The 21,984-nt window shown below is 71.9% G+C and carries 22 protein-coding genes and 1 pseudogene; 17 read left to right on the forward strand and 6 right to left on the reverse strand.

The features are described 5' to 3' along the window. Positions 1-228 precede the first annotated feature (228 nt). Entirely contained in the window at positions 229-972 is a 744-nt protein-coding gene (locus OG276_RS32140; RefSeq protein WP_266913286.1) for a CPBP family intramembrane glutamic endopeptidase, read from the forward strand. A 17-nt stretch (positions 973-989) separates the two neighbouring features. Here the strand turns inward: OG276_RS32140 and OG276_RS32145 are convergent, their stop codons facing one another. After that, positions 990-1,808 (reverse strand): PhzF family phenazine biosynthesis protein, encoded by an 819-nt coding sequence (locus OG276_RS32145; protein ID WP_266910675.1) that lies wholly within the window; start codon positions 1,806-1,808, stop codon positions 990-992. A gap of 121 nt (positions 1,809-1,929) precedes the next feature. Further along, positions 1,930-2,106, reverse strand: a pseudogene (locus tag OG276_RS32150) (DUF4265 domain-containing protein); the annotation flags it as partial. A 598-nt stretch (positions 2,107-2,704) separates the two neighbouring features. On the opposite strand from OG276_RS32150, the gene OG276_RS32155 reads away from it, so the two are divergent. Then, on the forward strand, positions 2,705-3,325 hold the full coding sequence (locus OG276_RS32155; RefSeq protein WP_266910677.1) for a PadR family transcriptional regulator: 621 nt from the start codon (positions 2,705-2,707) through the stop codon (positions 3,323-3,325). Positions 3,326-3,455: 130 nt separating this feature from the next. Here the strand turns inward: OG276_RS32155 and OG276_RS32160 are convergent, their stop codons facing one another. Continuing rightward, positions 3,456-3,884, reverse strand: coding sequence for an SRPBCC family protein (locus OG276_RS32160; RefSeq protein WP_266910679.1), 429 nt, complete (start codon positions 3,882-3,884; stop codon positions 3,456-3,458). Positions 3,885-4,099: 215 nt separating this feature from the next. On the opposite strand from OG276_RS32160, the gene OG276_RS32165 reads away from it, so the two are divergent. Next, positions 4,100-5,059: a DMT family transporter gene (locus tag OG276_RS32165; RefSeq protein WP_266910681.1), complete on the forward strand. Its 960-nt coding sequence runs from the start codon at positions 4,100-4,102 to the stop codon at positions 5,057-5,059. A 204-nt stretch (positions 5,060-5,263) separates the two neighbouring features. Next, positions 5,264-6,280, forward strand: a complete 1,017-nt coding sequence (locus OG276_RS32170) for a DMT family transporter (protein ID WP_266913288.1) — start codon at positions 5,264-5,266, stop codon at positions 6,278-6,280. On the opposite strand, the gene OG276_RS32175 is transcribed toward OG276_RS32170, so the two are convergent. Next, positions 6,267-6,998: a pyridoxamine 5'-phosphate oxidase family protein gene (locus tag OG276_RS32175; RefSeq protein ID WP_266910683.1), complete on the reverse strand. Its 732-nt coding sequence runs from the start codon at positions 6,996-6,998 to the stop codon at positions 6,267-6,269. The two genes, OG276_RS32170 and OG276_RS32175, sit on opposite strands and share 14 nt — an antisense overlap. Before the next feature lie 37 nt (positions 6,999-7,035). On the opposite strand from OG276_RS32175, the gene OG276_RS32180 reads away from it, so the two are divergent. Then, positions 7,036-8,367 carry an aminotransferase class I/II-fold pyridoxal phosphate-dependent enzyme gene (locus OG276_RS32180; protein ID WP_266910685.1) on the forward strand — a complete coding sequence of 444 codons (1,332 nt, stop codon included), beginning with the start codon at positions 7,036-7,038 and terminating at the stop codon, positions 8,365-8,367. Positions 8,368-8,429: 62 nt separating this feature from the next. Here the strand turns inward: OG276_RS32180 and OG276_RS32185 are convergent, their stop codons facing one another. After that, positions 8,430-9,425 (reverse strand): DMT family transporter, encoded by a 996-nt coding sequence (locus OG276_RS32185; protein WP_266910687.1) that lies wholly within the window; start codon positions 9,423-9,425, stop codon positions 8,430-8,432. 74 nt (positions 9,426-9,499) lie between these two features. On the opposite strand from OG276_RS32185, the gene OG276_RS32190 reads away from it, so the two are divergent. After that, positions 9,500-10,420 (forward strand): LysR family transcriptional regulator, encoded by a 921-nt coding sequence (locus OG276_RS32190; protein WP_266910689.1) that lies wholly within the window; start codon positions 9,500-9,502, stop codon positions 10,418-10,420. On the opposite strand, the gene OG276_RS32195 is transcribed toward OG276_RS32190, so the two are convergent. Further along, positions 10,417-10,875: a pyridoxamine 5'-phosphate oxidase family protein gene (locus OG276_RS32195; protein ID WP_266913290.1), complete on the reverse strand. Its 459-nt coding sequence runs from the start codon at positions 10,873-10,875 to the stop codon at positions 10,417-10,419. The genes OG276_RS32190 and OG276_RS32195 overlap by 4 nt on opposite strands. Positions 10,876-10,996: 121 nt before the next feature. On the opposite strand from OG276_RS32195, the gene OG276_RS32200 reads away from it, so the two are divergent. From OG276_RS32200 to OG276_RS32250, 11 genes are all read left to right on the forward strand, one after another. Beyond that, positions 10,997-11,611: a cysteine hydrolase gene (locus OG276_RS32200; protein WP_266910691.1), complete on the forward strand. Its 615-nt coding sequence runs from the start codon at positions 10,997-10,999 to the stop codon at positions 11,609-11,611. A 164-nt stretch (positions 11,612-11,775) separates the two neighbouring features. Beyond that, a complete protein-coding gene (locus OG276_RS32205) occupies positions 11,776-13,083 on the forward strand; it encodes a cation:proton antiporter (protein ID WP_266910693.1) in 1,308 nt (435 codons plus the stop codon). A 9-nt stretch (positions 13,084-13,092) separates the two neighbouring features. After that, positions 13,093-13,416 carry a PadR family transcriptional regulator gene (locus tag OG276_RS32210; RefSeq protein ID WP_266910695.1) on the forward strand — a complete coding sequence of 108 codons (324 nt, stop codon included), beginning with the start codon at positions 13,093-13,095 and terminating at the stop codon, positions 13,414-13,416. Continuing rightward, positions 13,413-14,093 carry a hypothetical protein gene (locus tag OG276_RS32215; protein ID WP_266910697.1) on the forward strand — a complete coding sequence of 227 codons (681 nt, stop codon included), beginning with the start codon at positions 13,413-13,415 and terminating at the stop codon, positions 14,091-14,093. Before OG276_RS32210 ends, OG276_RS32215 begins: the two co-directional genes overlap by 4 nt. A gap of 292 nt (positions 14,094-14,385) precedes the next feature. Beyond that, positions 14,386-16,629: an MMPL family transporter gene (locus tag OG276_RS32220; protein WP_266913292.1), complete on the forward strand. Its 2,244-nt coding sequence runs from the start codon at positions 14,386-14,388 to the stop codon at positions 16,627-16,629. A gap of 185 nt (positions 16,630-16,814) precedes the next feature. After that, positions 16,815-17,192, forward strand: coding sequence for a hypothetical protein (locus tag OG276_RS32225; RefSeq protein WP_266910699.1), 378 nt, complete (start codon positions 16,815-16,817; stop codon positions 17,190-17,192). A gap of 27 nt (positions 17,193-17,219) precedes the next feature. After that, on the forward strand, positions 17,220-18,059 hold the full coding sequence (locus OG276_RS32230) for a HipA family kinase (protein ID WP_266910701.1): 840 nt from the start codon (positions 17,220-17,222) through the stop codon (positions 18,057-18,059). Then, positions 18,056-18,439 carry a DUF3037 domain-containing protein gene (locus OG276_RS32235; protein ID WP_266910703.1) on the forward strand — a complete coding sequence of 128 codons (384 nt, stop codon included), beginning with the start codon at positions 18,056-18,058 and terminating at the stop codon, positions 18,437-18,439. The genes OG276_RS32230 and OG276_RS32235 overlap by 4 nt, the downstream gene beginning before the upstream one ends. 115 nt (positions 18,440-18,554) lie before the next feature. Beyond that, a complete protein-coding gene (fabG, locus tag OG276_RS32240; protein WP_266910705.1) occupies positions 18,555-19,316 on the forward strand; it encodes a 3-oxoacyl-ACP reductase FabG in 762 nt (253 codons plus the stop codon). A 20-nt stretch (positions 19,317-19,336) separates the two neighbouring features. Continuing rightward, positions 19,337-20,098, forward strand: coding sequence for an SDR family oxidoreductase (locus OG276_RS32245; protein WP_266910707.1), 762 nt, complete (start codon positions 19,337-19,339; stop codon positions 20,096-20,098). Positions 20,099-20,250: 152 nt separating this feature from the next. Next, positions 20,251-21,834 carry an ABC transporter substrate-binding protein gene (locus OG276_RS32250; protein WP_266910709.1) on the forward strand — a complete coding sequence of 528 codons (1,584 nt, stop codon included), beginning with the start codon at positions 20,251-20,253 and terminating at the stop codon, positions 21,832-21,834. Positions 21,835-21,984 lie beyond the last annotated feature (150 nt).

Raw genomic sequence — 21,984 nt, forward strand, 5'->3', positions numbered from 1 at the left:
TCCTGCTGAATCCCGGGCCTGCCCGGTCCCGCCTCGTCCCGCCCGGTCCCGCCCAGTGATCCCCTTGCCCCGTGGAGGAGGCAGTATGGGGTGATCGGGGCGGGGCGCCCCGCGAGATGTCGCAGCCGAGATGTCACGGCGGTGGCGGGACGGGAGACGGGCGTGCGGACGGAGCCGGAACCGGTGGTCGGGGAGCTCGAACTCGGCGAGGGCCCGAAGGGGCGCGGGATGCTGCGCTCCGAGACGCTGCTCGTGCTCGCGCTGTCCCTGGGCGCGAGCGGCGTCTCGGCGCTGATCAGTTTCATCGGCTCGCTGACCAAGCCGGGCGGGCTCAAGGACCAGGCCGCCACGCTCAACGGCTCGTACGCCCCCGGGCGGCCCTGGCTGGACCTGGCCTGGCAGCTCTTCGGCATCGCGAGCGCCCTCGTCCCCGTCCTGCTCGTCGCGCACCTGCTGACCCGTGAGGGCGCGCCCGGGCTGAAGGTGCTGGGCTTCGACCGCACCCGGCCCTGGTGGGACCTGGGCCGGGGAGCCCTCGTCGCCGCCGGCATCGGCAGCGCGGGACTGGCCTTCTACCTGGGGGCCCGGGCGACCGGCTTCAACCTCACGGTGGTGCCGGAGGCACTGCCCGACGTGTGGTGGAAGTTCCCCGTGCTGATCCTCTCCGCGGTGCAGAACTCCGTGGTGGAGGAGGTCATCGTGCTGGCCTACCTGCTGCGCCGGCTCGACCAGCTCGGCTGGTCGCCGATGGCCGCGCTGCTCGCCAGCTCCGTGCTGCGCGGCTCGTACCACCTCTACCAGGGCATCGGCGGATTCATCGGCAACGTCGTGATGGGCGTCGTCTTCGTCCTCGCCTACCGGCGCTGGGGCCGGGTGGGCCCGCTCGTCGTCGCGCACGCGCTGCTCGACATCGTGGCCTTCGGCGGGTACGCCCTGCTGGCGGGCAAGGTGGGCTGGCTGCCCACCCCGTAGGCGCACCGCCCGGCCGCTTACGGTGCGCTGAGCAGCTCGCCGTCGACGACCGTGACCGCGCGCCCGATCAGCAGCGTACGGTCGCCCAGCAGCCGGACCCCGACCAGGCCGGTGCGGGCTCCGCCCTGGAGGCCGACCAGCTCCGTGCGGCCCAGCCGCCGCGCCCAGAAGGGGGCCAGGGCGGTGTGGGCGCTGCCGGTCACCGGGTCCTCGTCGATGCCGAGGGCGGGGAAGAAGCCGCGCGAGACGAAGTCGTAGCCGCGGGAGGGGTCCTCGGCCGCCGCGGTCACGATGACCCCGCGCCGGGAGTAGCCGCGCAGGGCGGCCAGGTCCGGCGCGAGTTCCCGTACGGTCCGCTCGTCGGCCAGCTCCACCACGAGGTCTCCGATGTGCGCGGAGGTGTCGTGGACCGACTTGGCCGTGGCGCCGAGCGCGCGCTCGACGGCGGCGTCCGGGTCGACCTCGGTCAGGGAGGAGGTCGGGAAGTCCATGACCAGGGTCCCGTCCTCCTCGGCCGTGACCTTCAGGATCCCGCAGCGTGCCGAGAAGCGGACCGTCCCCGTCGTGAGGCCGCTGGTGGCCAGGACGTGGGCGGTGGCCAGCGTCGCGTGGCCGCACATGTCGACCTCGGCGGTCGGGGTGAACCAGCGCAGCGCCCAGTCCGCCTCACCGCCGGGCGGGAGCGGATGGGCGAAGGCGGTCTCGGAGAGGTTGACCTCGGCGGCGACCTGCTGGAGCCAGGCGTCCGGGGGGAACCCGCCGTCGAGCAGGAGGACTCCGGCGGGGTTGCCGCCGAAGGGGCGGTCGGTGAAGGCGTCGACGATTCGGATGCGCATGTCACCGACCGTAGGGACGCGGCGGAGGCGGCCGCAAAGGCCAATCCGGGATGACTGGACTGTTCGGGTGGCCGGGCTCGGGCCGGATGGGTGCAGCACCGCCGCGGTGATCTCGTCGAGGTCAGGCGTTCCACCACTCGTCGGTGCCGCAGCCGACTTCGTAGTGCCACCAACCCTGCTCCTCCCCGTGGGTCAGGAGTGCCTTGATCCCGGTGAAGTCCGCGTCGGCCGGTGCGGTGAAGGCCACCATGGGGAACTCCTTGCTGAAGACCTCGCCCCCGAGCCCGAACGGTGAAAGGCCGCTCCAGCACTTGCCGGGCCAGGGCCAGTGTTACCTCGATGTCGTCGCTCCAGGAACAGATCTCCAGCCATGCCAGGTAGCCGGACTGAGCGAACACCAAGACCTCACCGGGGCATTCCCCGTCCTCCGTGACGATCTGGGCCTCCGCCGCCACCACCGTGCCCGAGCCGGACGGTGCCGGGGTGACCAAGCTCCTGTCGAGATCGAAGTACGCGGTGCCGCACCCGCACGTGCACCGATCCCGCACCCGCAGATGGGGGATGTGAACACGGAGCGCCACGTGGACGGGGTCCTCCCCGCCGAGAAGGACACCGAGCACCTCGACCACGTCGGCAGGGAGGAGCTCAGGCATGCCCGCACCGTATCCAGCCTGCATCGTTTCCATCCATCGAGATTCGATGAGACGGACGAGGCCGTGGTCGAACCTCGGTGAGATCGGTCAAGGATCGGTGAGGCAGGACGTGGTCATGCGGTGGTCCGGGCTGTGTTCGTTGAGGGAGTTTCCGATATATCGTTGACGCATCGCGATGGGTCAGCGATAGTGGAGACATCGCAACAGCGACTACGAGTACCGAATGAGGAAAGGAGCGCAGTCATGCGTTCACACGGACAGCACGGACACGACCACGGACATGAGCACGGACGGGGTCACGGCCACTGCGGGCCGGACCGTCGGGAGGAGTTTCAGGGGCGGCGCGCCGCCTTCGGGCCGTTCGGGCCGCCCTTTGGAGGCGGGCCCTTCGGTGGGCGTGGCGGGCGCGGTGGACCGCGCGGCCGGGCCCGGCGGGGTGATGTGCGCGCCTCCATCCTGGCGCTGCTCACCGACCGGCCCATGCACGGTTACGAGATGATCCAGGAGATCGGCGAGCGCAGCGGCGGGGCGTGGAAGCCCAGCCCGGGGTCGGTCTACCCGACCCTGCAGCTCCTGGAGGACGAGGGTCTCATCACCAGCGAGAGCGAGGGCGGCAAGAAGCTGTTCACGCTCACCGATGCCGGCCGCGCCGAGGCCGAGTCCGGCCCGGACGCCCCCTGGGAGGAGGCCGGCCGGGGCTTCGACTTCGAGGCGATGAACGAGGTCCGGACGGCCGGATTCGGCCTGATGGAGGCCTACGGCCAGGTCTTCAAGACCGGCACTCCCGCGCAGCGGGAGAAGGCCCTCGCCGTCATCAACGACGCCCGCAAGAAGCTCTACCTGATCCTGGCCGACGAGCACTGAGTGCGCGTCGGCGGGACCTCCCGCACCACATGACGGCGCGCCCCGCGAGGATTCTCGCGGGGCGCGCCGTCATGTGCGTGTGCGTGTGGGTGCCGGTGTGCGTACGGACCTGCTCGACCCGGAGCGGTGGTCAGGCGACCAGGCCGGAGAGCTTGCGGAGCGACTCGTTCAGGGCGGCGGTGGCCGAGTCCTTGAGCTTGCCCGCCATGAGGGAGACCGCGGCTCCGGTGAACTCGCCGTCGATGCGGACCGTGGTGGCCCCGCCGTCCGGGATCAGGGTGTAGCGGGTCAGGACGGCCACGCCCATCGGACCCTTGCCGGTGATCGCGAAGACGCGCTCGTCCTCCAGCTCCGAAACCGTCCACAGGACCTCGGCGGGGAAGCCCATCATCTTCATGTTCTCGGCGAAGGTGGATCCCACCGCCAGGGTCTCGGGGCCGCCCTTCGGGAAGTTGGTGTGGGTCATGCTCCACTGGCCGTAAGCGTCCCAGTCGGTCAGCTGGGACCAGAGCTTCGCGGCGGACGCCTCGATGCGTGATTCCGCGGTGACTTCAGCCATGCGACCACCCCTTCTCGTCAGGTACGTGCGGCGGAAGGTAGTCCCGGCGGACGCAACATTCAAGACTGACGACCTGTCAGATATTGCGGAGCGGGGCGGGTGGGGAGGTCGGTGGGAAGCGGGTGCGGACCCGGCCGGTGTCGGGTCGGTCTCGGGAGCGTCTCAACAGGTGTCACGGGTCTGTCGCTCCTGACCGGGCCTGCCATGATGTCCGAATGCAAGCGTCAGGGAGACATGCCGGACTGGGCCTCGCCCTCATTTCGGCGATCGCGTTCGGTGGTTCGGGTGTTGCGGCGAAGCCGCTGATCGAGGCGGGTCTGGACCCGCTCCACATGGTCTGGCTCAGGGTGGCCGGGGCGGCGCTCGTGCTGTCCCCGCTGGCCTGGCGCCATCGCGATCTCGTACGCAGCAAACCCCTGCTGCTCGCAGGCTTCGGGATCGTCGCCGTGGCCGGGGTCCAGGCCTTCTACTTCGCCTCGCTGTCGCGGATCCCGGTCGGCGTGGCCCTCCTGCTGGAGTACCTCGGCCCGGCGCTCCTGCTCGGCTGGATCCGCTTCGTGCAGCGCAGGCCCGTGACCCGGGCCGCCGCGGCCGGCGCCGCCGTGGCCGTCGTGGGGCTCGCCTGCGTGGTGCAGATCTGGGCCGGGCTCAGCCTCGACCTGCTCGGCGTGCTGCTCGGCCTCGCGGCAGCCTGCTGCCAGGCCTTCTACTTCGTCTTCGCCGACCAGGGCAGCGACGGGGACGACGTGCCCGACCCGATGGGCATGATCGCGTACGGCATGATCGTCGGCACCCTCGTGATGACCGTGATCGCCCGGCCCTGGCAGATCGACTGGCAGGTGCTGGGCGGCGACGCGGCGCTCGGGGACCTGATGGTGCCCGCGCCGGTGCTGCTCGGCTGGGTGGTGCTGATCGCGACCGTCTTCGCGTACCTGACGGGTGTGGTCTCCGTGCGCAAGCTGTCGCCGCAGGTCGCGGGCGTGGTGGCCTGCCTGGAGGCGGTCGTGGCGACCGTACTGGCCTGGGTGCTCCTCGGCGAGCACCTCTCGACCTGGCAGATCATCGGCGGCGCCCTGGTGCTGGGCGGGGCCTTCATCGCGCAGACCTCCCGGAAGGTCGCGCCCGGGGTCGCGGAGCCGGTGGCGGCCCTGGACCGCGATCCGAGCAAGGTCTAGGATCGCGATCATGCTGTCGACCGTGCTTCCGCCTCCCGCCGCCTAGCGCGGGCGGCTGCCACCACGTAGGAGAACCCGGCCCGGGCCGTGACCCGGGCGGATTCGCGCTGCCCGCGAAGCGATGACCTGCTCCTTTCATCCTTCACGCATGCGCGGAGAACTCTCGTGTCGATTCAGTCGATTCAGTCGGTCCAGTCCGACCACATGCCCGCCACCGGGCGCAGTCTGCTCTTCCTCGTCATCGCCGGAACCGCCTGGGGCACGGCGGGGGCGGCGGCCTCGCTGCTCTACCTCGCCAGTGACCTCGGTCCGCTCGCCCTGTCGTTCTGGCGGTGCGCGGGCGGGCTGGCGGTGCTGCTCGGGGTACTCGCCGTACGCCGTCGCCCGCGGGGCGCCGCCAGGGCGGGTGCCGCCAGGGCGGGCGCCGTCCGGGCGCGGGCCTCGGTGGGGTCGCTGATCGGGACCGGGCTGATGTTCACCCTCTTCCAGTCCGCGTACTTCGCCGCCGTGCGCGAGACCGGCCTCGCCGTGGCCACCGTCGTCACCCTCGGATCCGGGCCCGTGCTCATCGCGCTCGGGGCCCGGTACTGGATGGGGGAGCGGCTCGGCCGGGGCGGGATCCTCGCGGTCGGCGGGGCGCTGGCCGGGCTGGCCGTGCTCGTCCTCGGCAGCGGCGGCGGCGGCGAGGTGCGGCCGCTCGGTGTCGGCTGGGCGCTGCTGTCGGCCGCCGGCTACGGGGCCATGACCCTGCGGGCCAGGCTGCTCGGGCGGCGCGGGACCGGCGGGGACCCGCTGGTCACCACCGTCTGGTCGGTCGGGGTCGGCACGGTGTGCCTGCTGCCGTTCGCCCTGGTGGAGGGCCTGATGCCGCACACCGCGGAGCCCGTCCGGGTGCTCTGGCTGCTCGCGTACATGGCCACCGTGCCGACCGCGCTGGCCTACGCGCTCTACTTCAGCGGGGCCGCCGCGGTGCGGGCCGCGACGGTGTCCGTGATCATGCTGATCGAGCCCGTCGGCGCGGCGGCGATCGCCGTTCTGGTGCTCGGGGAGCGGCTGACCGGGCCGGTGGTGCTGGGCACCGTACTCCTGCTGACGGCGGTCGGGGCGCTGATCGCCGCCGAGTGGCGGCGGCCGGTGGACACCGGGGCCGCGGACGCGCCGGAGGGCGGGCCGGAGGTCCGGCCCGCCCTTGTCGATGAAGTGGTCGTCAGAGCGCGGTGACGTAGTCCGGGACGGCGATGCCCGCGGCGAGGTCGGCGGCCGGGACCGGGGTCCCGTACGCCGGCGCGACCGGGACCACGCCCGTCCAGAACGGCAGCGCCAGGTCCTCGGGGTCGTCGTTCGGCCCGCCCGTACGGAGCTTCGCGGACACCTCGTTCAGGTCGAGGCGGATCACGGCCGTGGCCGCGAGCTCCTTGGCGTTCGCCGGCCGCGAGTCGGCCGAGCGGCCCGGGACGACCTGGTCGACGAGGGCGTCGAGGGCGATCCTGCGCTCCTCGGGGTCGGTCACCTCGTAGGCGGTGCCGTGTACGACCACCGAGCGGTAGTTGAGCGAGTGGTGGAAGGCGGAGCGGGCCAGAACCAGGCCGTCGACGTGCGTCACGGTCACGCAGACCGGCAGCCCCGGGTCGGCCTTGCCGGCCGCCAGGAGGGGGCGCGAGCCCGTGGAGCCGTGGATGTAGAGGGCCTCGCCCACCCGGCCGAAGAGGGTCGGCAGGACCACCGGGGCGCCGTCGCGGACGAAGCCGAGGTGGCACAGGTAGGCCTGGTCGAGTATCGAGTGCACGGTCTCGCGGTCGTAGCGGGCGCGGTCGCGGGACCGGGTCGGGACGGTACGTTCGGTGGGCGCGTACCCGGCGGGCGACGCATTGGAGGGCGCCGTCGAGGCCGCTGCCGTCGACGTCTCCGTGGTGGTCTCGGGGGCAGGCGTGACGCTCATCGTGCGGACTCCGTTGTATTAGTGCATACTTGCCTTTGTGCTAGGAGAGTATCTGATCATCGGGCGGCGCGCATCGGAAATCGCCGCGAGTGTGGAAGCGGGCGTCGCCTCGGGCGCGCTCGCGCCGGGAGCGTTGTTGCCGCCGATGCGGGAGCTCGCGGGCGTGCTGGGGGTGAACCCCAACACCGTGGCCGCCGCGTACCGCACGCTGCGCGAACGCGGGGTCATCGAGACCGACGGGCGGCGCGGCAGCCGGGTGCGGGCCCGCCCGGCGACCGCCCCGCGCGACCAGCTGCGGATGGCCGTCCCGGCGGGGGTGCGCGACCTCGTCTCCGGCAACCCGGACGTGCGGCTGCTGCCCGCGCTGGACGCCGCGCTGGCGGGCGCGGCGCGCCGGTACGCCGCGCAGCCGACGCTCTACGGCCAGGACCCGGTCGTTCCGGAGCTGGCGCGGCTCGCCAGGGCCGCCTTCGACGCGGACGGGGTGCCGACCGGGGAGGTGGCGGTGACCTCGGGCGCGCTGGACGGCGTCGAACGGGTGCTGGCCGCGCACCTGCGGCCCGGGGACGCGGTGGCGGTCGAGGACCCGGGGTGGGGGAGCGTGCTCGACCTCGTCCCGGCGCTGGGGCTACGGGTGGTGCCCGTGGCCGTGGACGACGACGGGCCGCTGCCCGACGCGGTGGAACGGGCGCTGGCGCAGGGGGTCCGGGCGCTGCTCGTGACGGCCCGGGCGCAGAACCCGACCGGGGCGGTGGTGAGCGCGGAGCGGGCCGCGGAACTGCGGGCCGTGCTCGCCGGGCACCCGGACGTACTGGTCATCGACGACGACCACGGACACGGGATCGTGGACCTGCCGCTGAACGTGCTGGGCGGGGTGACACGTCACTGGGTGCTGATCCGCTCCACCGCGAAGGCGTACGCCCCCGATCTGCGGCTCGCCGTGCTGACCGGCGACGGGGTCACCCTCGACCGGGTCCGGGGGCGGCAGCGGCTGGGCCCCGGGTGGGTGAGCAGGCTGCTGCAGTACACGGCGGTGGAGCTGTGGAACGCCGGAGCGGTCGACCATGCGGCGGTCGCGCGGTCCTACGGGGAGCGCCGGGACGGACTGGTCGCGGCGCTGGCCCGGCGCGGGGTGCGCGCCCAGGGGCGGAGCGGGATGAACGTGTGGGTGCCCGTCGCCGAGGAGACGGCGGTGGTGACACGACTGCTGGGCGCCGGCTGGGCGGTCGCTCCGGGGGCCCGGTTCCGGGTGGAATCGGGGCCGGCCGTGCGGATGACGATGTCGGCGCTGTCCCTGGCGGACGTACCGGGGCTGGCGGAGGCGGTGGCCTCGGCCGTGCGCCCGGCGGCCGGGGGGCGGCTGGACTGACGGCGGGGTGCCGCGCGGCGGCGGGCCCCCTCCCGATCCGTCCCTGATCCGAAGGGCAGGCCTCAGCGGCGCCGGGTCTGGGTGAGGGCCGCGCCGGCCAGGACGACGGCCGCGCCCACCGGGGTGTTCCAGTGGAGCTGCTCGTCCAGGAGGAGGACGCCCGCCGTCGTCGCGATGACCGGGATGAAGTACGTGACCATCTGCGCGGTGGTCGGGCCGATCTCCGTGACCAGGCCGTACTGCATCTGCAGGGCCATGCCCGTGCCCAGGGCGCCCAGGGCGATCACCGACAGGGTCGGCCAGAGCGGGAACGAGGTGGGGGCCGAGGTGAACAGGACGCTGACCGCCGCCAGTTGGAGCGTGGAGACCAGGAGCTGCGCGCCGGTCAGGGCGACCGGGGAGCCCGGGGTCGAGGCCAGGGTGCGGCGTACGTAGATCCAGCCGATCGGGTAGCAGAGCGCGGCCAGCAGGGCGAGCGCGGTGCCCTTGGCGTCGAGGCCCGAGAAGCCCTGCCACGCGCCGAGGACGGTCAGGACACCGATGAAGCCCAGGCCCAGGCCGGCGAAGCGGCGGCGCGTCGGGCGGTCCTCGGAGAGCGCGACCAGCGAGAGGGCCATGCCCCACAGCGGCGAGGTGGCGTTGCAGATGCCGGCGAGGCTGGAGGGGATGCTCAGTTCCGCGTACGCGAAGAGCGAGAACGGGGCGGTGTTGAGCAGCAGCGCCGCCACCGACAGGTGGGCCCAGGTGCGCCGGCCCCGGGGAAGCGGCTCGCGGCGGATCAGGAGCACCGTGAGCAGGGCCAGCGCGCCGAAGAAGACCCGGCCGAGGGCGACCTGGAACGGGGCGTACGCCTCCGTGCCCACCTTGATCAGCAGGAAGCTGAAGCCCCAGATCACCGAGAGGACCGCGAAGCGCAGGCGCCAGTCCAGCCGGGCGGTGGCGGGCGCCATCGTGGTGGCGGTGGCGGTGGCGGTGGCCGCGGTGGCATTGGCGGTGGAGGTGGCCGCGGTGGTGGCGGTCGGGGGCAGGGACGGGACCGGGGTGCTGGGGGCGCTCATGACAGCAACCTTGGCCCGTGCAACCTCGTAGGGCAAGCGAAAGTTGTTGGGGGTGACGTCGTAGGATTGCTTACATGTTGAACTTGGAGCGGCTGCGCACCCTCGATGCCCTCGCCCGCCACGGCTCCGTCAGCGGCGCCGCCGACGGGCTCCATGTCACCACCTCCGCCGTGTCCCAGCAGATGGCGAAACTGGAACGGGAGGTCGGCCAGCCGCTCCTGGCCAAGAACGGGCGCGGGGTCCGGCTCACCGATGCCGGCCGGCTCCTCGCCGAGCACGCCGCCCGGATCATCTCCCAGGTCGAGCTCGCCCAGGCCGATGTCGAAGCCCGCCGCGGGTGTGCGGTCGGCGAGCTGCGGATCGGCGCCTTCGCGACCGCCATGCGGGGGCTGCTGCCGCAGGTCCTGGCGGAGCTGCGTGCCGAGCACCCCGAACTGCGGCCCCGGGTGAAGGAGCAGGAGCCGGAGGAGAGCATGGCCGCCGTGGTGCGGGGCGACCTCGACATGGCCCTCGCCATCGACTGGCACAACAAGCGGATGCCCGTACCGGTCGAGCTCACGCGGGCCCACCTCCTGGACGACACCCTGGACATCGCGGTGCCTGCGGGGCATCCGCTGGCCGGGTGCGACGGGATCTCCCTGGCCGAGTTCGGCGAGGACGACTGGATCTCCTGGACCGAGGGGCAGTTCTGCCACGAGTGGCTCGTCTCCACCCTGCGCGGTACCGGCATCGAGCCCCGGATCACGCACATCGCGGAGGAGCACCACACCCAACTGGCCTTCGTGGAGGCCGGACTGGGCGTGTGCGTGGCCCCCCGGCTGGGGCGCGGTCCCGTGCCGCCGGGGGTCCGGCTGCTGCCGGTGCGCGACAGCGTCCGGCGCCACGTGTACGTCGTCTGGCGGGCGGACGCCGACCGCCGGCCGTCGATCCGGGCCGCCGTCGAGGCCCTGAAGCGGGTGGCCGCGGCCACGGCTTCGGCTTCGGCTTCGGCCTAGATCTTGCGGAAGTCCCAGGACACGATCGAGTCCGGTGTCAGCCGGATCCAGGCGTGCCGTCCGTCGTGCGGCATCTCCGTGATGCCGAAGTTCTTGACGGGGAAGAGCCGCTCCGGCTCGGCCAGTTCCCCGCACGGCTCGCCCGTACGCGGGGCCTCGCCCACGAAGACGGCCGTGCCGGACAGTTCCACCCCGCGCAGTTCGTCGTAGGCCTCACCGGCGTCCACGACCACCGAGATGCGGGGGTCCTTGCGGAGGTCGGACCAGCGGCGGCTGCGGGTGATCGAGTACAGCCACAGGGAGGTGCCGTCCCAGACGAACCAGAGGGCGCCCACGTGCGGGCGCCCGTCGGGGGAGACCGTGGCCACCCGGCAGGTGCGCTGCTCGCGCAGGAAGGCGTTCGTCTCCTCGTCGGTCATCATGATGCGGCGGCCCCGCCGCTGCGCCCTGTCCACGGGTGTGCTGTCCACGGGTGTGCCGTCCACGGGTGTCCTGTCCATATGGTCCGCGCCCCTTCACATCTGACTATGTGTCAGGAATCATGCGTGCTCTTCCGTCGCCACGCCAGGGGGAGCCATGGCCGATCTCGATCCCGCCACCACCGCACTGCTCACCGTCGAGTGCCAGAGCGGCGTCGTCGGCGAGGAGAGCGCCCTGCCGGAACTGGCGAAGGAGGCCCGGGACTCCGGCATGCTGGACCGGGTCGCCGCGCTGGTCGAGGCCGCGCGCGGGGCCGGGGTGCAGGTGCTGCACGCGGTCGCCGAGCGGCGGCCGGACGGGCTCGGGGCCAACAGCAACGCCCGGCTGTTCCGGGCCGCCGGGAGGCTGCCCGTGCGCCAGCTGACCGGGAGCCCGGCCGTGGAGGTCGCCGCGCCCATCACCGTCGCCGAGCAGGACCTCGTGGTCCGCCGGCTGCACGGGCTCTCCCCGATGGCGGGCACCGACCTGGACGCGCTGCTGCGCAATCTCGGCATCCGCACCCTCGTCGTCACCGGGGTCTCCTCCAACATCGCGATCCCGAACACCGTCTTCGACGCGGTCAACCTCGGCTACCAGGTCGTGGTCCCGTCCGACGCCATCGCCGGGGTGCCCGCCGCCTGGACCGCCGAGGTGATCCGCAACTCCCTCTCCCTCGTCGCGGCCATCACCACGGCCGAAGCCCTCCTGGCCCAGTGGGCCCCGGCGGGCTGATCTCCGTAACACCCGCCAAATCGGGAGCCGTTGTCGAGTTCCGCAAATCGCGGCGGCGTAGGGTCGGGGGTTGGCCGCGGCGTGTGGGCCGTGCGTAGCGTGGGGAGCGGAATCCGCGCGCTGTGCGCGTGACGGCCCACGGGGAGGTCGAGGTTCGTGCCCCAATGACCAGCCATCAAGTGCAGTTGCTCCTGCTGGACATCGCGCTGATCCTGATGCTCGCCCGCGGGCTGGGCGCTCTGGCCGCCCGCGTCGGCCAGCCGCCCGTCGTGGGTGAGATCCTCGCCGGGATCCTCCTCGGGCCCACCCTCTTGGGCGACTTGGCCACGGACCGCCTCTTCCCGGCCGACGTGCGGCCCCTGCTGGCCGGCCTGGCGAACGTCGGGGTCACGCTGTTCATGTTCGCCGTCGGTCTGGAACTGGAGCACCGCTTCCTGCGCGGCAGGGTCCGGGCAACCCTCGGAGCGGCCGTCGGATCGACCCTCGTGCCGTTCGCCCTCGGCGCCCTCCTCGCCTTCTACGTGCTGCGCCACCACCCCACCGAACAGCGGGCCGCATTCGTGGTGTTCATGGGCCTGTCGGTATCGGTGACCGCCTTTCCCGTCCTTGCCCGGATCCTCGTCAGCCGGGAGCTGTCCCGTACGGCGATCGGGGGTCTCGCGCTGGCCACGGCGGCGGTCGTCGACGTGGCGGCCTGGTCGGCACTCGGCGGCGTGCAGGCGGTGGCCGGCGGCGCCGCGGACTACTGGATGGTGGCCCTGCTGATCCCGTTGGCGGGAGTACTGCTGGCCCTGCGGCCACTGCTGCGCAGGATGTTCGCGCCGGGCGGTACCGAGAAGCCCCTCACCCAGACGATCCTGGCCCTCGTGATCGTCGGGGCGCTCCTCTCCGCGGCGGCCACCGAGGCTATGGGGATGCACCACATCTTCGGCGCCTTCCTGTTCGGTGCGCTGATGCCCCGCGAGGGCGTGGACCTGCTGCGCGAGCAGATCCTCGAACGCACCGGCCAGATCACCTTCCTGCTGCTCCCCGTGTACTTCGTGGTGGCGGGCCTCAAGGTGGACCTGCGGGGCGTGGGGATCGAAGGACTGGCCGAGTTCGGCGTCATCCTGCTCGTCGCGATCGGCGGGAAGCTCGGCGGCACCTACCTGGGCGCGCGCTCGCAGTCCCTGGGCAAGAGGGACTCGGCCACCCTGGCGGCGCTGATGAACACCCGGGGCCTGACCGAGCTGGTGATCCTCGGAGTGGGTCTGGAACTCGGGCTGCTGGACGGCTCGCTGTATTCCCTGATGGTCGTGATGGCCCTGATGACGACGGCGATGACGGGGCCGCTGCTGTCCCTGATCGGCGCCAGGGGCACCCGGGCGCCGGCCCCGATCCAGGCCCCGATCCCGGCCTCGATCCCGGCTGGCGCAGCCCGAGCGGGAGGCGCCGGGGCGAGCGCCGGGTCCGGTTCCGGCCCCGATGTGTAGTGTGGCGACATGAAGGCAGAGACCTTGCGAGGCAACCTGGAAGGCATGCTGCTGGCCGTGCTGGAGCCCGGAGAGCAGCACGGGTATGCCGTCATCGAAGAGCTCAAGCGGCGCAGCGGGGACGCGATCAACCTCCCTACGGGGACGGTCTATCCGGCCCTGCACCGGCTGGAGGCCGCGGGGCTGGTCGGCAGCGAGTGGTCGACCTTCAACGGCCGCCGCCGCCGCAACTACTTCCTCACCACGGCCGGCCGCCGCGCCCTGGCCGACAAGCGCACGGCATGGCGGGAGGTCTCCTCGATCATCTCGGTGGTGCTCGGAGGCGGGGCGTGACGGAAGCGGCGGTACTGCGGCGCTACACCGCCCGCATCGCCGAGCACCTCGTCGGACCGTCTTCCAGGCGGTCGGCGATCCTCGATGAGGTGCTGGACGGCCTGGAGTGTGCGACCGAGAGCAATCTGGAGCACTGTCCCGACGCCGAGGAGGCCGCGCAGCGCGCCGTCCGGGAGTGGGGTCCGCCCACCGAGGTGGCACGGGCCTACAACGACGCCACGCTGCGGATCAGAGCCAACCACTTGTCCGTGCGCGCCGTGTGCGCGCTGCCGCTGCTCGCGGCGACCTGGGCGTCCGCCATGCTCGGGGGTCCGCCCGGGCCGTGGGCGTACCGACATCCGCCGTTGCTGCTGGTGGGGTTGTCGGTCGTCGCGTTCGGCTGTGTGCTCTCCCTGGCGGGAGCCGTCTCCGGGCTCCGCAAGGGCAGTGGCATCGAGGCGGCGGACGCCCGGCGGGACCGCGGGGTCACGACCGGGACGCTCGCGGCTCTCATCGGACTGCTCTGCGTGCTGGGTGCGCTGATCCTGCTGATGCTCAACAGGGGCCTGAGCCACCCCGAATCCCTGGACTGGCCGATGGTCTCCGTCGCGGCGGCCCTGACCCTGCTGGCCGGCGCCTACTTCGGGCTGGCCCTGAAGCGTTTCCTCTCGGTGATGCGGGGAGCCGGTTCCCCGTAGCGTCCGCGTTCCGCAGCATCGCGCAACACCGCGCAACACCGCGCAACACCGCGCAACACCGCGTAACACCGTTTAACACCACGATCAGAGCCCCTGGTGGGGGCGGCATCCACGGACGGATGCCGCTCCCGCCAGGGGCTCTTCGCGTTCCCCGGCGCGGTCCGTGCCCCGCCCAACTCTCCTGCCCGGCAATGGCTTTGTGTTGCGGACGCCGTGCCAGGCGGCTACGTTGACCGCCATGTGTAGCGAGGCTACACAATAGCGTCGCTACAGGAGGTGTGCCGTGGAGCGCATGACGCGATGGGTGCTCGCCCATCGGCTGCCCGTGGTCCTGGTCTGGGTGGTGCTCACCCTGGTCGGGGGCGCCCTGTCCGGCAGCACGATCGAGAGGCTCTCCTTCGAGTCCCGCCTCCCGGACAAGCCGGCCCAGGTGGCGAACGACACCCTCGCCCGGCACTTCTCCCAGACCGGAGGCAAGAACGCCCCGCTCCTCCTCGTGGTGACCGTGCCGGACGGCACGACCGCCGACAGCGAGGAGGTCCGTACGGCCTGGGGCGACCTGATCGCCAAGGTCACTCCGCAGGGCGGCCGCAGCGTGTCCTACGCGAACACGGGCGACGACTCCCTGATCTCCGGGGACAGGCGCACCACCGTCGCGCTGCTCTACCCGCCGGCGAACCGCACCAACGCCCCCTACGAGCAGTCGCTCCCGGGGATCAGGCAGGCGGTCGGGCAGGCGAAGATCGCGGGCGCACCGGTCGAGCTGACCGGCCAGCCCGTCCTGTCCGGCCGCGACAGCGGAGCCCAGCGCAGCCCGATCCACGAGACGCTGATCGGAGCCCTGGGGGCCCTCGTCGTGCTCTGCCTCGTCTTCACCAGCGGCCTGGCCGTCGTTCCCCTGCTGATGGCCGCGGTCGCCATCCCCACCACGTTCCTGCTGGTGCGCGGCATCACCGGGGTCACCGACGTCTCGTTCATCGTCCAGTTCCTGGTGGCCCTCATCGGTCTGGGCATCGCCATCGACTACGCCCTCCTCGTCGTCACCCGCTGGCGGGAGGAACGGCAGAAGCCCGGAGCCGACGGCCCCGGTCCCGCCGCCCGCCGCGAAGCGGTCGTACGCTCCCTGGCCAGTGCCGGCCGCGCCGTCGCACTCAGCGGCGCCACCGTGGCGATCTCGCTCGCCGCCCTCGTGGTCCTGCCCGTCCCCTTCCTGCGCAGCGTCGGCTACGCGGGTCTGCTGATCCCGCTCGTCAGCGTCGCGGTCGCCCTGACCCTGCTGCCCGTCCTGCTGTACTCGTGGGGCGACCAACTCGACCGGCCGCGCCGGGCGCACCGCCCGGACAGCAGGATGTGGGCCAGGATCGCCGGGGCCACCACCCGCCGCCCCGCGCTCACCGCGGTGATCAGCGGCGCGCTGCTGCTGGCCCTGGCCGCGCCCGTACTCGCCCTGCGCCTGGGGCAGCCGGCCACCGTGACGCTCGCCCAGGGCGGACAGCCCGCGGCGGCCTTCCAGCGGATCGTCGACGCGGGCTTCGGCGAGGGCATCGCACGCCCTCTCGAAGTCGTCGTGGACGGCGCGAGCAGTGTCGCGATGGAGAGCAGGCTCGGCGCTCTCGAAGGCGTCGCGGGCTCCGTGGCCCCCGCGGGCTGGCAGCGCGGCGGACGGCGCATCGTCGAGGTGTGGACCGCGGCGGACCCGTCGAGCGGCGACGGCCGGGACGCGGTGACGGCGGTCATGGACACGGCGGGGGAGACCCCCGGCGCGCTCGTGGGCGGCGGACCCGCCCAGGACGTCGACTTCATCGACGCGGTCTACGGGTCCCTCGGGCTCATCCTCGTCTTCGTCGCCCTGCTCACCTTCGTCGTGCTGGCCCGGACCCTGCGCTCGGTGGTCCTGCCGGTGAAGGCCCTGGTCCTCAACGCACTGTCGACCTGCGCGGCGTACGGGGTGGTCGTGCTCGTCTGGCAGGAGGGCCACGGGAGCGAGGCGCTGTTCGGCACCCCGGCGATCGGGGCGGTGACCATCTGGATCCCCATGGCGGTCTTCGCCTTCCTCTTCGGGCTGTCCATGGACTACGAGGTGTTCATCCTCCACCGCATCCGCGAATCCCACCTGGAGCTGGCCGCCGAGGGGGTGCGCGACACGGTGATCCCCTCCGTCGTGACGGGCATCGGCCGGACCGGCCGGCTCGTGACCTCCGCGGCGCTCATCCTCTTCCTGGCCTTCACCGCGCTGGGCAGCGTCCCCATCACCGACGTGAAGGTGTTCGCCACCGCGCTGGCGGCGGGCGTCATCATCGACGCCACCGTCGTACGCGGCCTCCTCACCCCGGCTCTGGTCACCCTCCTCGGGCGGTCCAACTGGTGGTTCCCGGACGCCTTGGGCCGGTTGCTCGTCACCTCCCCCGGACGGGCGGCCGGCCCGGGGCGGGACCCCGGCCTTGACGCGGCGGCAGACGGTGGGGGCGGGGCGGTGACGCCGGCCGTCGTTCCCTCCTCGGCGACGGCGGGCCCGCGCGGCCACGGACGTCGGTGATCCGCCGGATCGGTGGGTCCACGGGGTCGGCCGGGTCCGCCGGGATCCGCCGGAATCCGTCCCGTGCCGATGTCTACCGGTCCAAGCCTCCTCGCCCGATCATGACCGGACGGTCCCGCCCCCGGGACGCGGCAGTCGGGGATCGCGGGTCACGCGCGGGCCCGATGCGGAGAGGAGCGGCACTCATGGAGGACGAGGCGGCGGACGCGGTGGCCACGGCCACGGCGATCGTGCATGCGGCGGCGATCAGGCGGGCACGGCAGGAGCAGGTCGTACGGGCGGTGGCGTGGCTCTGGGGCGGGGCGTTCCTGGCCGGCTGCCCGTCCGGCGTGTGGTGGAGAGGGGACCGGGCGAACATCCCGCTCGTCGGTGAGGTGCTCGCCGCCTGGGGTCCGGGCACGATGCCCTACCCGACCGACCTGATCGGGCTGATGCTCCTCGTGTACGCGGCCCTCTTCGCGGCCGCCGGGGCCGGGGCCCTGTGGTGCGGCGCCGCGGACCTCGCCCGCCGCGTGAACCCTCTCGCGCGCTACGACCGGCCCCGGGAAAACCATGGATCGTGAACCATGATCGCCGGATAGCCTGGATAAATGCTCACAGAAGTGATCGCGACCCGCTATGTGACGCCCCTGCGTGAGGGCGGCTCGCTCCCGGGAATCGTGGAAGCCGACGATCTCGGCACGTACGTCATGAAGTTCACCGGAGCCGGCCAGGGCCGCAAGACCCTGGTCGCCGAGGTCATCTGCGGCCGGCTGGCCCAGCGGCTGGGGCTGCGCGTCCCCCGGCTGGTGCAGATGCAGCTCGACCCGGTCATCGGGCTCGGTGAGCCCGACCAGGAGGTCCAGGAGCTGCTGAAGGCCAGCGGCGGGCTGAACCTCGGGATGGACTACCTCCCCGGCTCGATCGGCTTCGACCCGCTCGCGTACCAGGTGGACCCGGTGGAGGCGGGGCGCGTGGTCTGGTTCGACGCACTGATCAACAACGTCGACCGGTCCTGGCGCAATCCCAACATGCTGGTCTGGCACGGGGACCTCTGGCTCATCGACCACGGCGCCACCATGATCTGGCATCACAACTGGCCCACCGCCGAGAGCGCCGCCGCCAAGCCCTACAACGCCTCCGACCACGTACTGGCCCCGGTCGGCCCGGACATCGCGGCGGCGGCGGCCGCGCTCGCGCCGCTGGTCACCGAGGAGCTGCTCACCGAGGTCGCGGCCGACGTGCCCGACGAGTGGCTGGTCGACGAGCCGGGCTTCGACTCCACCGACGCGCTGCGCCGCGCCTACGTGCAGGCCCTGCTGCCGCGCGCGGCCACGATCCACGAGAGGATCACGATGGAGGCCGAGGCGAAGGTCCGGTCGGGTCCGCCCGGCTGGCTCGCCGACCGCCTCGACCCCCGTCCCCGGAAGATGAAGAGCGACAGCGAGTGATCAAGCGGGACGTGTTCGAGTACGCGCTGGTGCGTGTGGTGCCCCGGATGGAGCGCGGGGAGTGTTTCAACGCCGGCGTGATCGTCTACTGCCGGGCGCGCTCGTACGTCGCCGCGCGCACCCATCTGGACGAGGCGAAGCTCCTCGTGCTGGATCCGGGGGCCGACGTGGCCGGGGTACGGGCCGCGTTGCGCGGGGTCGAGGGCGTGTGCACGGGCGGCGAGTTCGCGGGGCAGGCGGCCGGTGACGACGCGGGGCGGCGGTTCCGGTGGCTGATCGCACCCCGGAGCACCGTCGTGCAGCCCGGCCCGGTGCACATCGGCCTGACGGCCGATCCCGAGGTGGAGGTGGAGCGGCTGCTGGACCTGCTGGTCCGGTAGCCCGATCGACTCCCCGTTGACACGGAGTGCCAGGGCTCCTAGCGTCTCCTCAGCTGAAGCTACTAAGCGGTTGCTCAGCCCTGAGGGGCCGCTTTCCGAGGCGAGGAGATCCAGCATGTCCACCACCGAGCAGCGCGTCGCGATCGTGACCGGGGCGGCCCGGGGCATCGGCGCGGCCACCGCCCTGCGCCTGGCCGCCGAAGGGCGGGCCGTCGCCGTACTCGACCTGGACGAGGCGGCCTGCAAGGACACCGTGGAGGCGATCACGGCGGCCGGCGGCACGGCCGTCGCGATCGGCTGCGACGTCGCCGACAGCGCCCAGGTGGAGGCGGCCGTCGAGCGGGTGGTGAGCCTGCTCGGCGCTCCGACCATCCTGGTCAACAATGCGGGTGTGCTGCGCGACAACCTGCTCTTCAAGATGAGCGACACCGACTGGGACACCGTCATGAACGTGCACCTGCGCGGTGCGTTCCTGATGTCGAAGGCCTGTCAGAAGCACATGGTGGCAGCCAAGTTCGGCCGGATCGTGAGCCTCTCCAGCAGCTCCGCGCTCGGCAACCGCGGCCAGGCCAACTACTCGGCGGCCAAGGCCGGTCTGCAGGGCTTCACCAAGACGCTGGCCATCGAGCTCGGCAAGTTCGGCATCACCGCGAACGCCGTCGCCCCCGGTTTCATCGTCACCGAGATGACCGCGCACACGGCCTCCCGGGTCGGGATGGACTTCGAGGACTTCCAGGCCGCGGCCGCCACGCAGATCCCGGTGCAGCGCGTCGGGCGCCCGGACGACGTGGCCAACGCCATTGCCTTCTTCGCCGGCGAGGCCGCCGGCTTCGTTTCCGGCCAGGTCATGTACGTGGCCGGCGGCCCGCTCAGCTGACGAAAGGCAGGGTTCACGTCATGACGTACGACGGAACGGACAGCGGCAAGGTGGCGCTGATCACCGGGGCGAGCCGGGGCATCGGCTACGGCATCGCCGAGGCCCTGGTGGCGCGCGGCGACCGGCTCTGCATCACCGGGCGGAACGAGGAGGCCCTCAAGGAGGCCGTCGAGCAGCTCGGTGCGGACCGGGTGATCGGGGTCGCGGGCAAGGCGCACGACGAGGCCCACCAGGCCGTCGCCGTGGAGCGGGCGATGGAGGCCTTCGGCCGCGTCGACTTCCTGATCAACAACGCGGGGACCAATCCGGTCTTCGGGCCGATCGCGGACCTGGACCTCGGGGTGGCCCGCAAGGTCTTCGAGACCAATGTGATCTCGGCGCTCGGCTTCGCCCAGCGCACCTGGCACGCCTGGCAGAAGGAGAACGGCGGCGCGATCGTCAACATCGCCTCCATCGCCGGCGTCTCCGCCTCGCCCTTCATCGGGGCGTACGGGATGAGCAAGGCGGCCATGGTCAACCTGACCCTCCAGCTCGCCCACGAGATGGCGCCGGGGGTCCGGGTCAACGCGATCGCGCCCGCGGTGGTGAAGACCAAGTTCGCGCAGGCGCTCTACGAGGGCCGGGAACAGGAGGCGGCCGCGGCCTATCCGCTGGGCCGGCTCGGGGTTCCGGAGGACATCGGAGGGGCCGCCGCTTTTCTTACATCTGCACAAGCGGAATGGATCACGGGACAAACTCTGATCGTTGACGGGGGAATGTTCCTCAATGCCGGAGTGCATTGACCGATAATCGGACGCATTTGCCTCTCAAGGGGAGGCAAATGCGTACCGAATGGGCACGTAATCGGTCAAGTGCCTCATGAAACCTACCCATTGGTTTCGTGATGCTCTGCGGTAGGGTCTGCCGCACCCCTGGCTGATCGAGGAGCGTGCACGTGTTCAACCGGACCAGATGCCTGCAGATCACTGCGGCCGTTGCGTCCATATCCCTGCTCTCCGGATGCGGCCTGTTCTCGGACGACGGTGGCAATGGCGAACAGCGGATCGTCGTCGGAACGACGAGCGCACCCACGACCCTCGATCCGGCCGCGGCCTGGGACGGCTCCTGGGAGCTCTACCGGAACGTCTACCAGACCCTGCTGGCGTTCCCCACGGGTGCCACCAAGCCCCAGCCGGACGCCGCCCAGAGCTGCGAGTTCACCGACTCCGGGAACGAGTCGTACCGCTGCACCGTGCGCAAGGGCCTGAAGTTCTCCGACGGCGAGCCGCTGGACGCCAAGGCCGTCAAGCACTCCCTGGACCGGATCATGGCCATCGACGCCCCCTCCGGCCCCAAGGCCCTCTTCGGCAGCCTCGACAAGATCGAGACGCCGGACGCGCAGACGGTGGTCTTCCACCTGAAAACCCCGGACGCCACCTTCCCCTTCGTGCTCGGCTCCCCGGCCGCCTCGCTGGTCTCGCCGAAGCAGTACCCGGCCGACAAGCTGCGCGAGGGCGACAAGGTCACCGGCTCCGGCCCGTACACCCTCGAGTCGTACAAAGAGGGCAGCGAGGCGGTCCTGAACCGCAACGAGAGCTACAACGGCTTCGCCAACCGCCGCAACGGCGGGGCCACGATCCGCTACTTCGCGGACTCCAAGAAGATGATCGCGGCCCTCAAGGGCAAGGAGATCGACGCGACCTACCGCGGCCTCTCCGCCGAGGAGGTCAAGGACCTCCAGGCCCCCGCCTCGCACGACGAGGGCGTCCAGGTCGTCGAGAACGTCGGCGCCGAGATCCGCTACCTGATCTTCAACCCCAAGGACCCGCAGGTCGCCAAGGTCCAGGTGCGCCAGGCGATCGCGCAGCTCATCGACCGCGGGGCGCTCGTCTCGCAGGTCTACCAGGGCACCGCCGAGCCGCTCTACTCGATGGTCCCCAAGGGGGTCGTCGGCCACAAGACGCCGTTCTACGACAAGTACGGCCAGCCGGACGTGGCCAAGGCCAAGAAGACCCTCAAGGACGCCGGGATCCCCACGCCGGTCGACCTGACCTTCTGGTACACCACCGACCGCTACGGTGCCTCCACCGCGGACGAGTTCACCGAGCTCAAGCGCCAGCTCGACGAGAGCGGGCTCTTCAAGATCACCCTGCGCGGGCAGCCCTGGAAGGCCTTCCAGGAGGGCTACAAGAAGGGCGAATACCCGGTCTTCGGCCGCGGTTGGTTCCCCGACTTCCCGGACCCGGACAACTTCATCGCGCCGTTCGTCGGCAAGGAGAACGCGGTCGGCACCCCGTACGAGTCCAACGAGATCCTGAGCGTCATCCTGCCCAAGTCCCGCCGCGAGAGCGACCGGTCGGCCGGCGTCCACGAGTTCGAGAAGGCCCAGCAGATCTTCGCCGACGACGTCCGGCTGCTGCCCCTGTGGCAGGGCAAGCTGTACGTCGCCGCCCGCGAGGACATCGCCGGCGCGGAGCGGGCGCTCGACCCGCAGACCGTCATGCAGCTGTGGGAGCTGCACCGCAAGACCAGCTGGTAGCAGGCCCCGTACGCCGCCCCGCCCGCCCGCACCGCCCACCCGGGCGGGGTGGGCGGGCGCCGCGTTGTCAGTGGTCACCGGTAAGTTCTTGATCCGTCGCGCGAAGCAGTTGCGCGGGCGTGAAGTCTCGAACAACGTGTACCGGAGGTT

The sequence above is a fragment of the Streptomyces sp. NBC_00086 genome (genome assembly GCF_026343255.1).
In the GTDB taxonomy this organism is placed as follows: Bacteria; Actinomycetota; Actinomycetes; order Streptomycetales; family Streptomycetaceae; genus Streptomyces.

Excerpts from the sequence above, each read along its gene's own strand:
- OG276_RS32145 (WP_266910675.1), bottom strand. The coding sequence starts at position 1,808 with ATGCGCATCCGAATCGTCGACGCCTTCACCGACCGCCCCTTCGGCGGC.
- OG276_RS32210 (WP_266910695.1), top strand. The coding sequence starts at position 13,093 with ATGAAGGCAGAGACCTTGCGAGGCAACCTGGAAGGCATGCTGCTGGCC.
- OG276_RS32225 (WP_266910699.1), top strand. The coding sequence starts at position 16,815 with ATGGAGGACGAGGCGGCGGACGCGGTGGCCACGGCCACGGCGATCGTG.
- OG276_RS32155 (WP_266910677.1), top strand. The coding sequence starts at position 2,705 with ATGCGTTCACACGGACAGCACGGACACGACCACGGACATGAGCACGGA.
- OG276_RS32190 (WP_266910689.1), top strand. The coding sequence starts at position 9,500 with ATGTTGAACTTGGAGCGGCTGCGCACCCTCGATGCCCTCGCCCGCCAC.
- OG276_RS32160 (WP_266910679.1), bottom strand. The coding sequence starts at position 3,884 with ATGGCTGAAGTCACCGCGGAATCACGCATCGAGGCGTCCGCCGCGAAG.
- OG276_RS32175 (WP_266910683.1), bottom strand. The coding sequence starts at position 6,998 with ATGAGCGTCACGCCTGCCCCCGAGACCACCACGGAGACGTCGACGGCA.
- fabG (WP_266910705.1), top strand. The coding sequence starts at position 18,555 with ATGTCCACCACCGAGCAGCGCGTCGCGATCGTGACCGGGGCGGCCCGG.
- OG276_RS32140 (WP_266913286.1), top strand. The coding sequence starts at position 229 with ATGCTGCGCTCCGAGACGCTGCTCGTGCTCGCGCTGTCCCTGGGCGCG.
- OG276_RS32245 (WP_266910707.1), top strand. The coding sequence starts at position 19,337 with ATGACGTACGACGGAACGGACAGCGGCAAGGTGGCGCTGATCACCGGG.
- OG276_RS32185 (WP_266910687.1), bottom strand. The coding sequence starts at position 9,425 with ATGAGCGCCCCCAGCACCCCGGTCCCGTCCCTGCCCCCGACCGCCACC.
- OG276_RS32200 (WP_266910691.1), top strand. The coding sequence starts at position 10,997 with ATGGCCGATCTCGATCCCGCCACCACCGCACTGCTCACCGTCGAGTGC.
- OG276_RS32230 (WP_266910701.1), top strand. The coding sequence starts at position 17,220 with ATGCTCACAGAAGTGATCGCGACCCGCTATGTGACGCCCCTGCGTGAG.
- OG276_RS32165 (WP_266910681.1), top strand. The coding sequence starts at position 4,100 with ATGCAAGCGTCAGGGAGACATGCCGGACTGGGCCTCGCCCTCATTTCG.
- OG276_RS32220 (WP_266913292.1), top strand. The coding sequence starts at position 14,386 with ATGACGCGATGGGTGCTCGCCCATCGGCTGCCCGTGGTCCTGGTCTGG.
- OG276_RS32170 (WP_266913288.1), top strand. The coding sequence starts at position 5,264 with ATGCCCGCCACCGGGCGCAGTCTGCTCTTCCTCGTCATCGCCGGAACC.
- OG276_RS32205 (WP_266910693.1), top strand. The coding sequence starts at position 11,776 with ATGACCAGCCATCAAGTGCAGTTGCTCCTGCTGGACATCGCGCTGATC.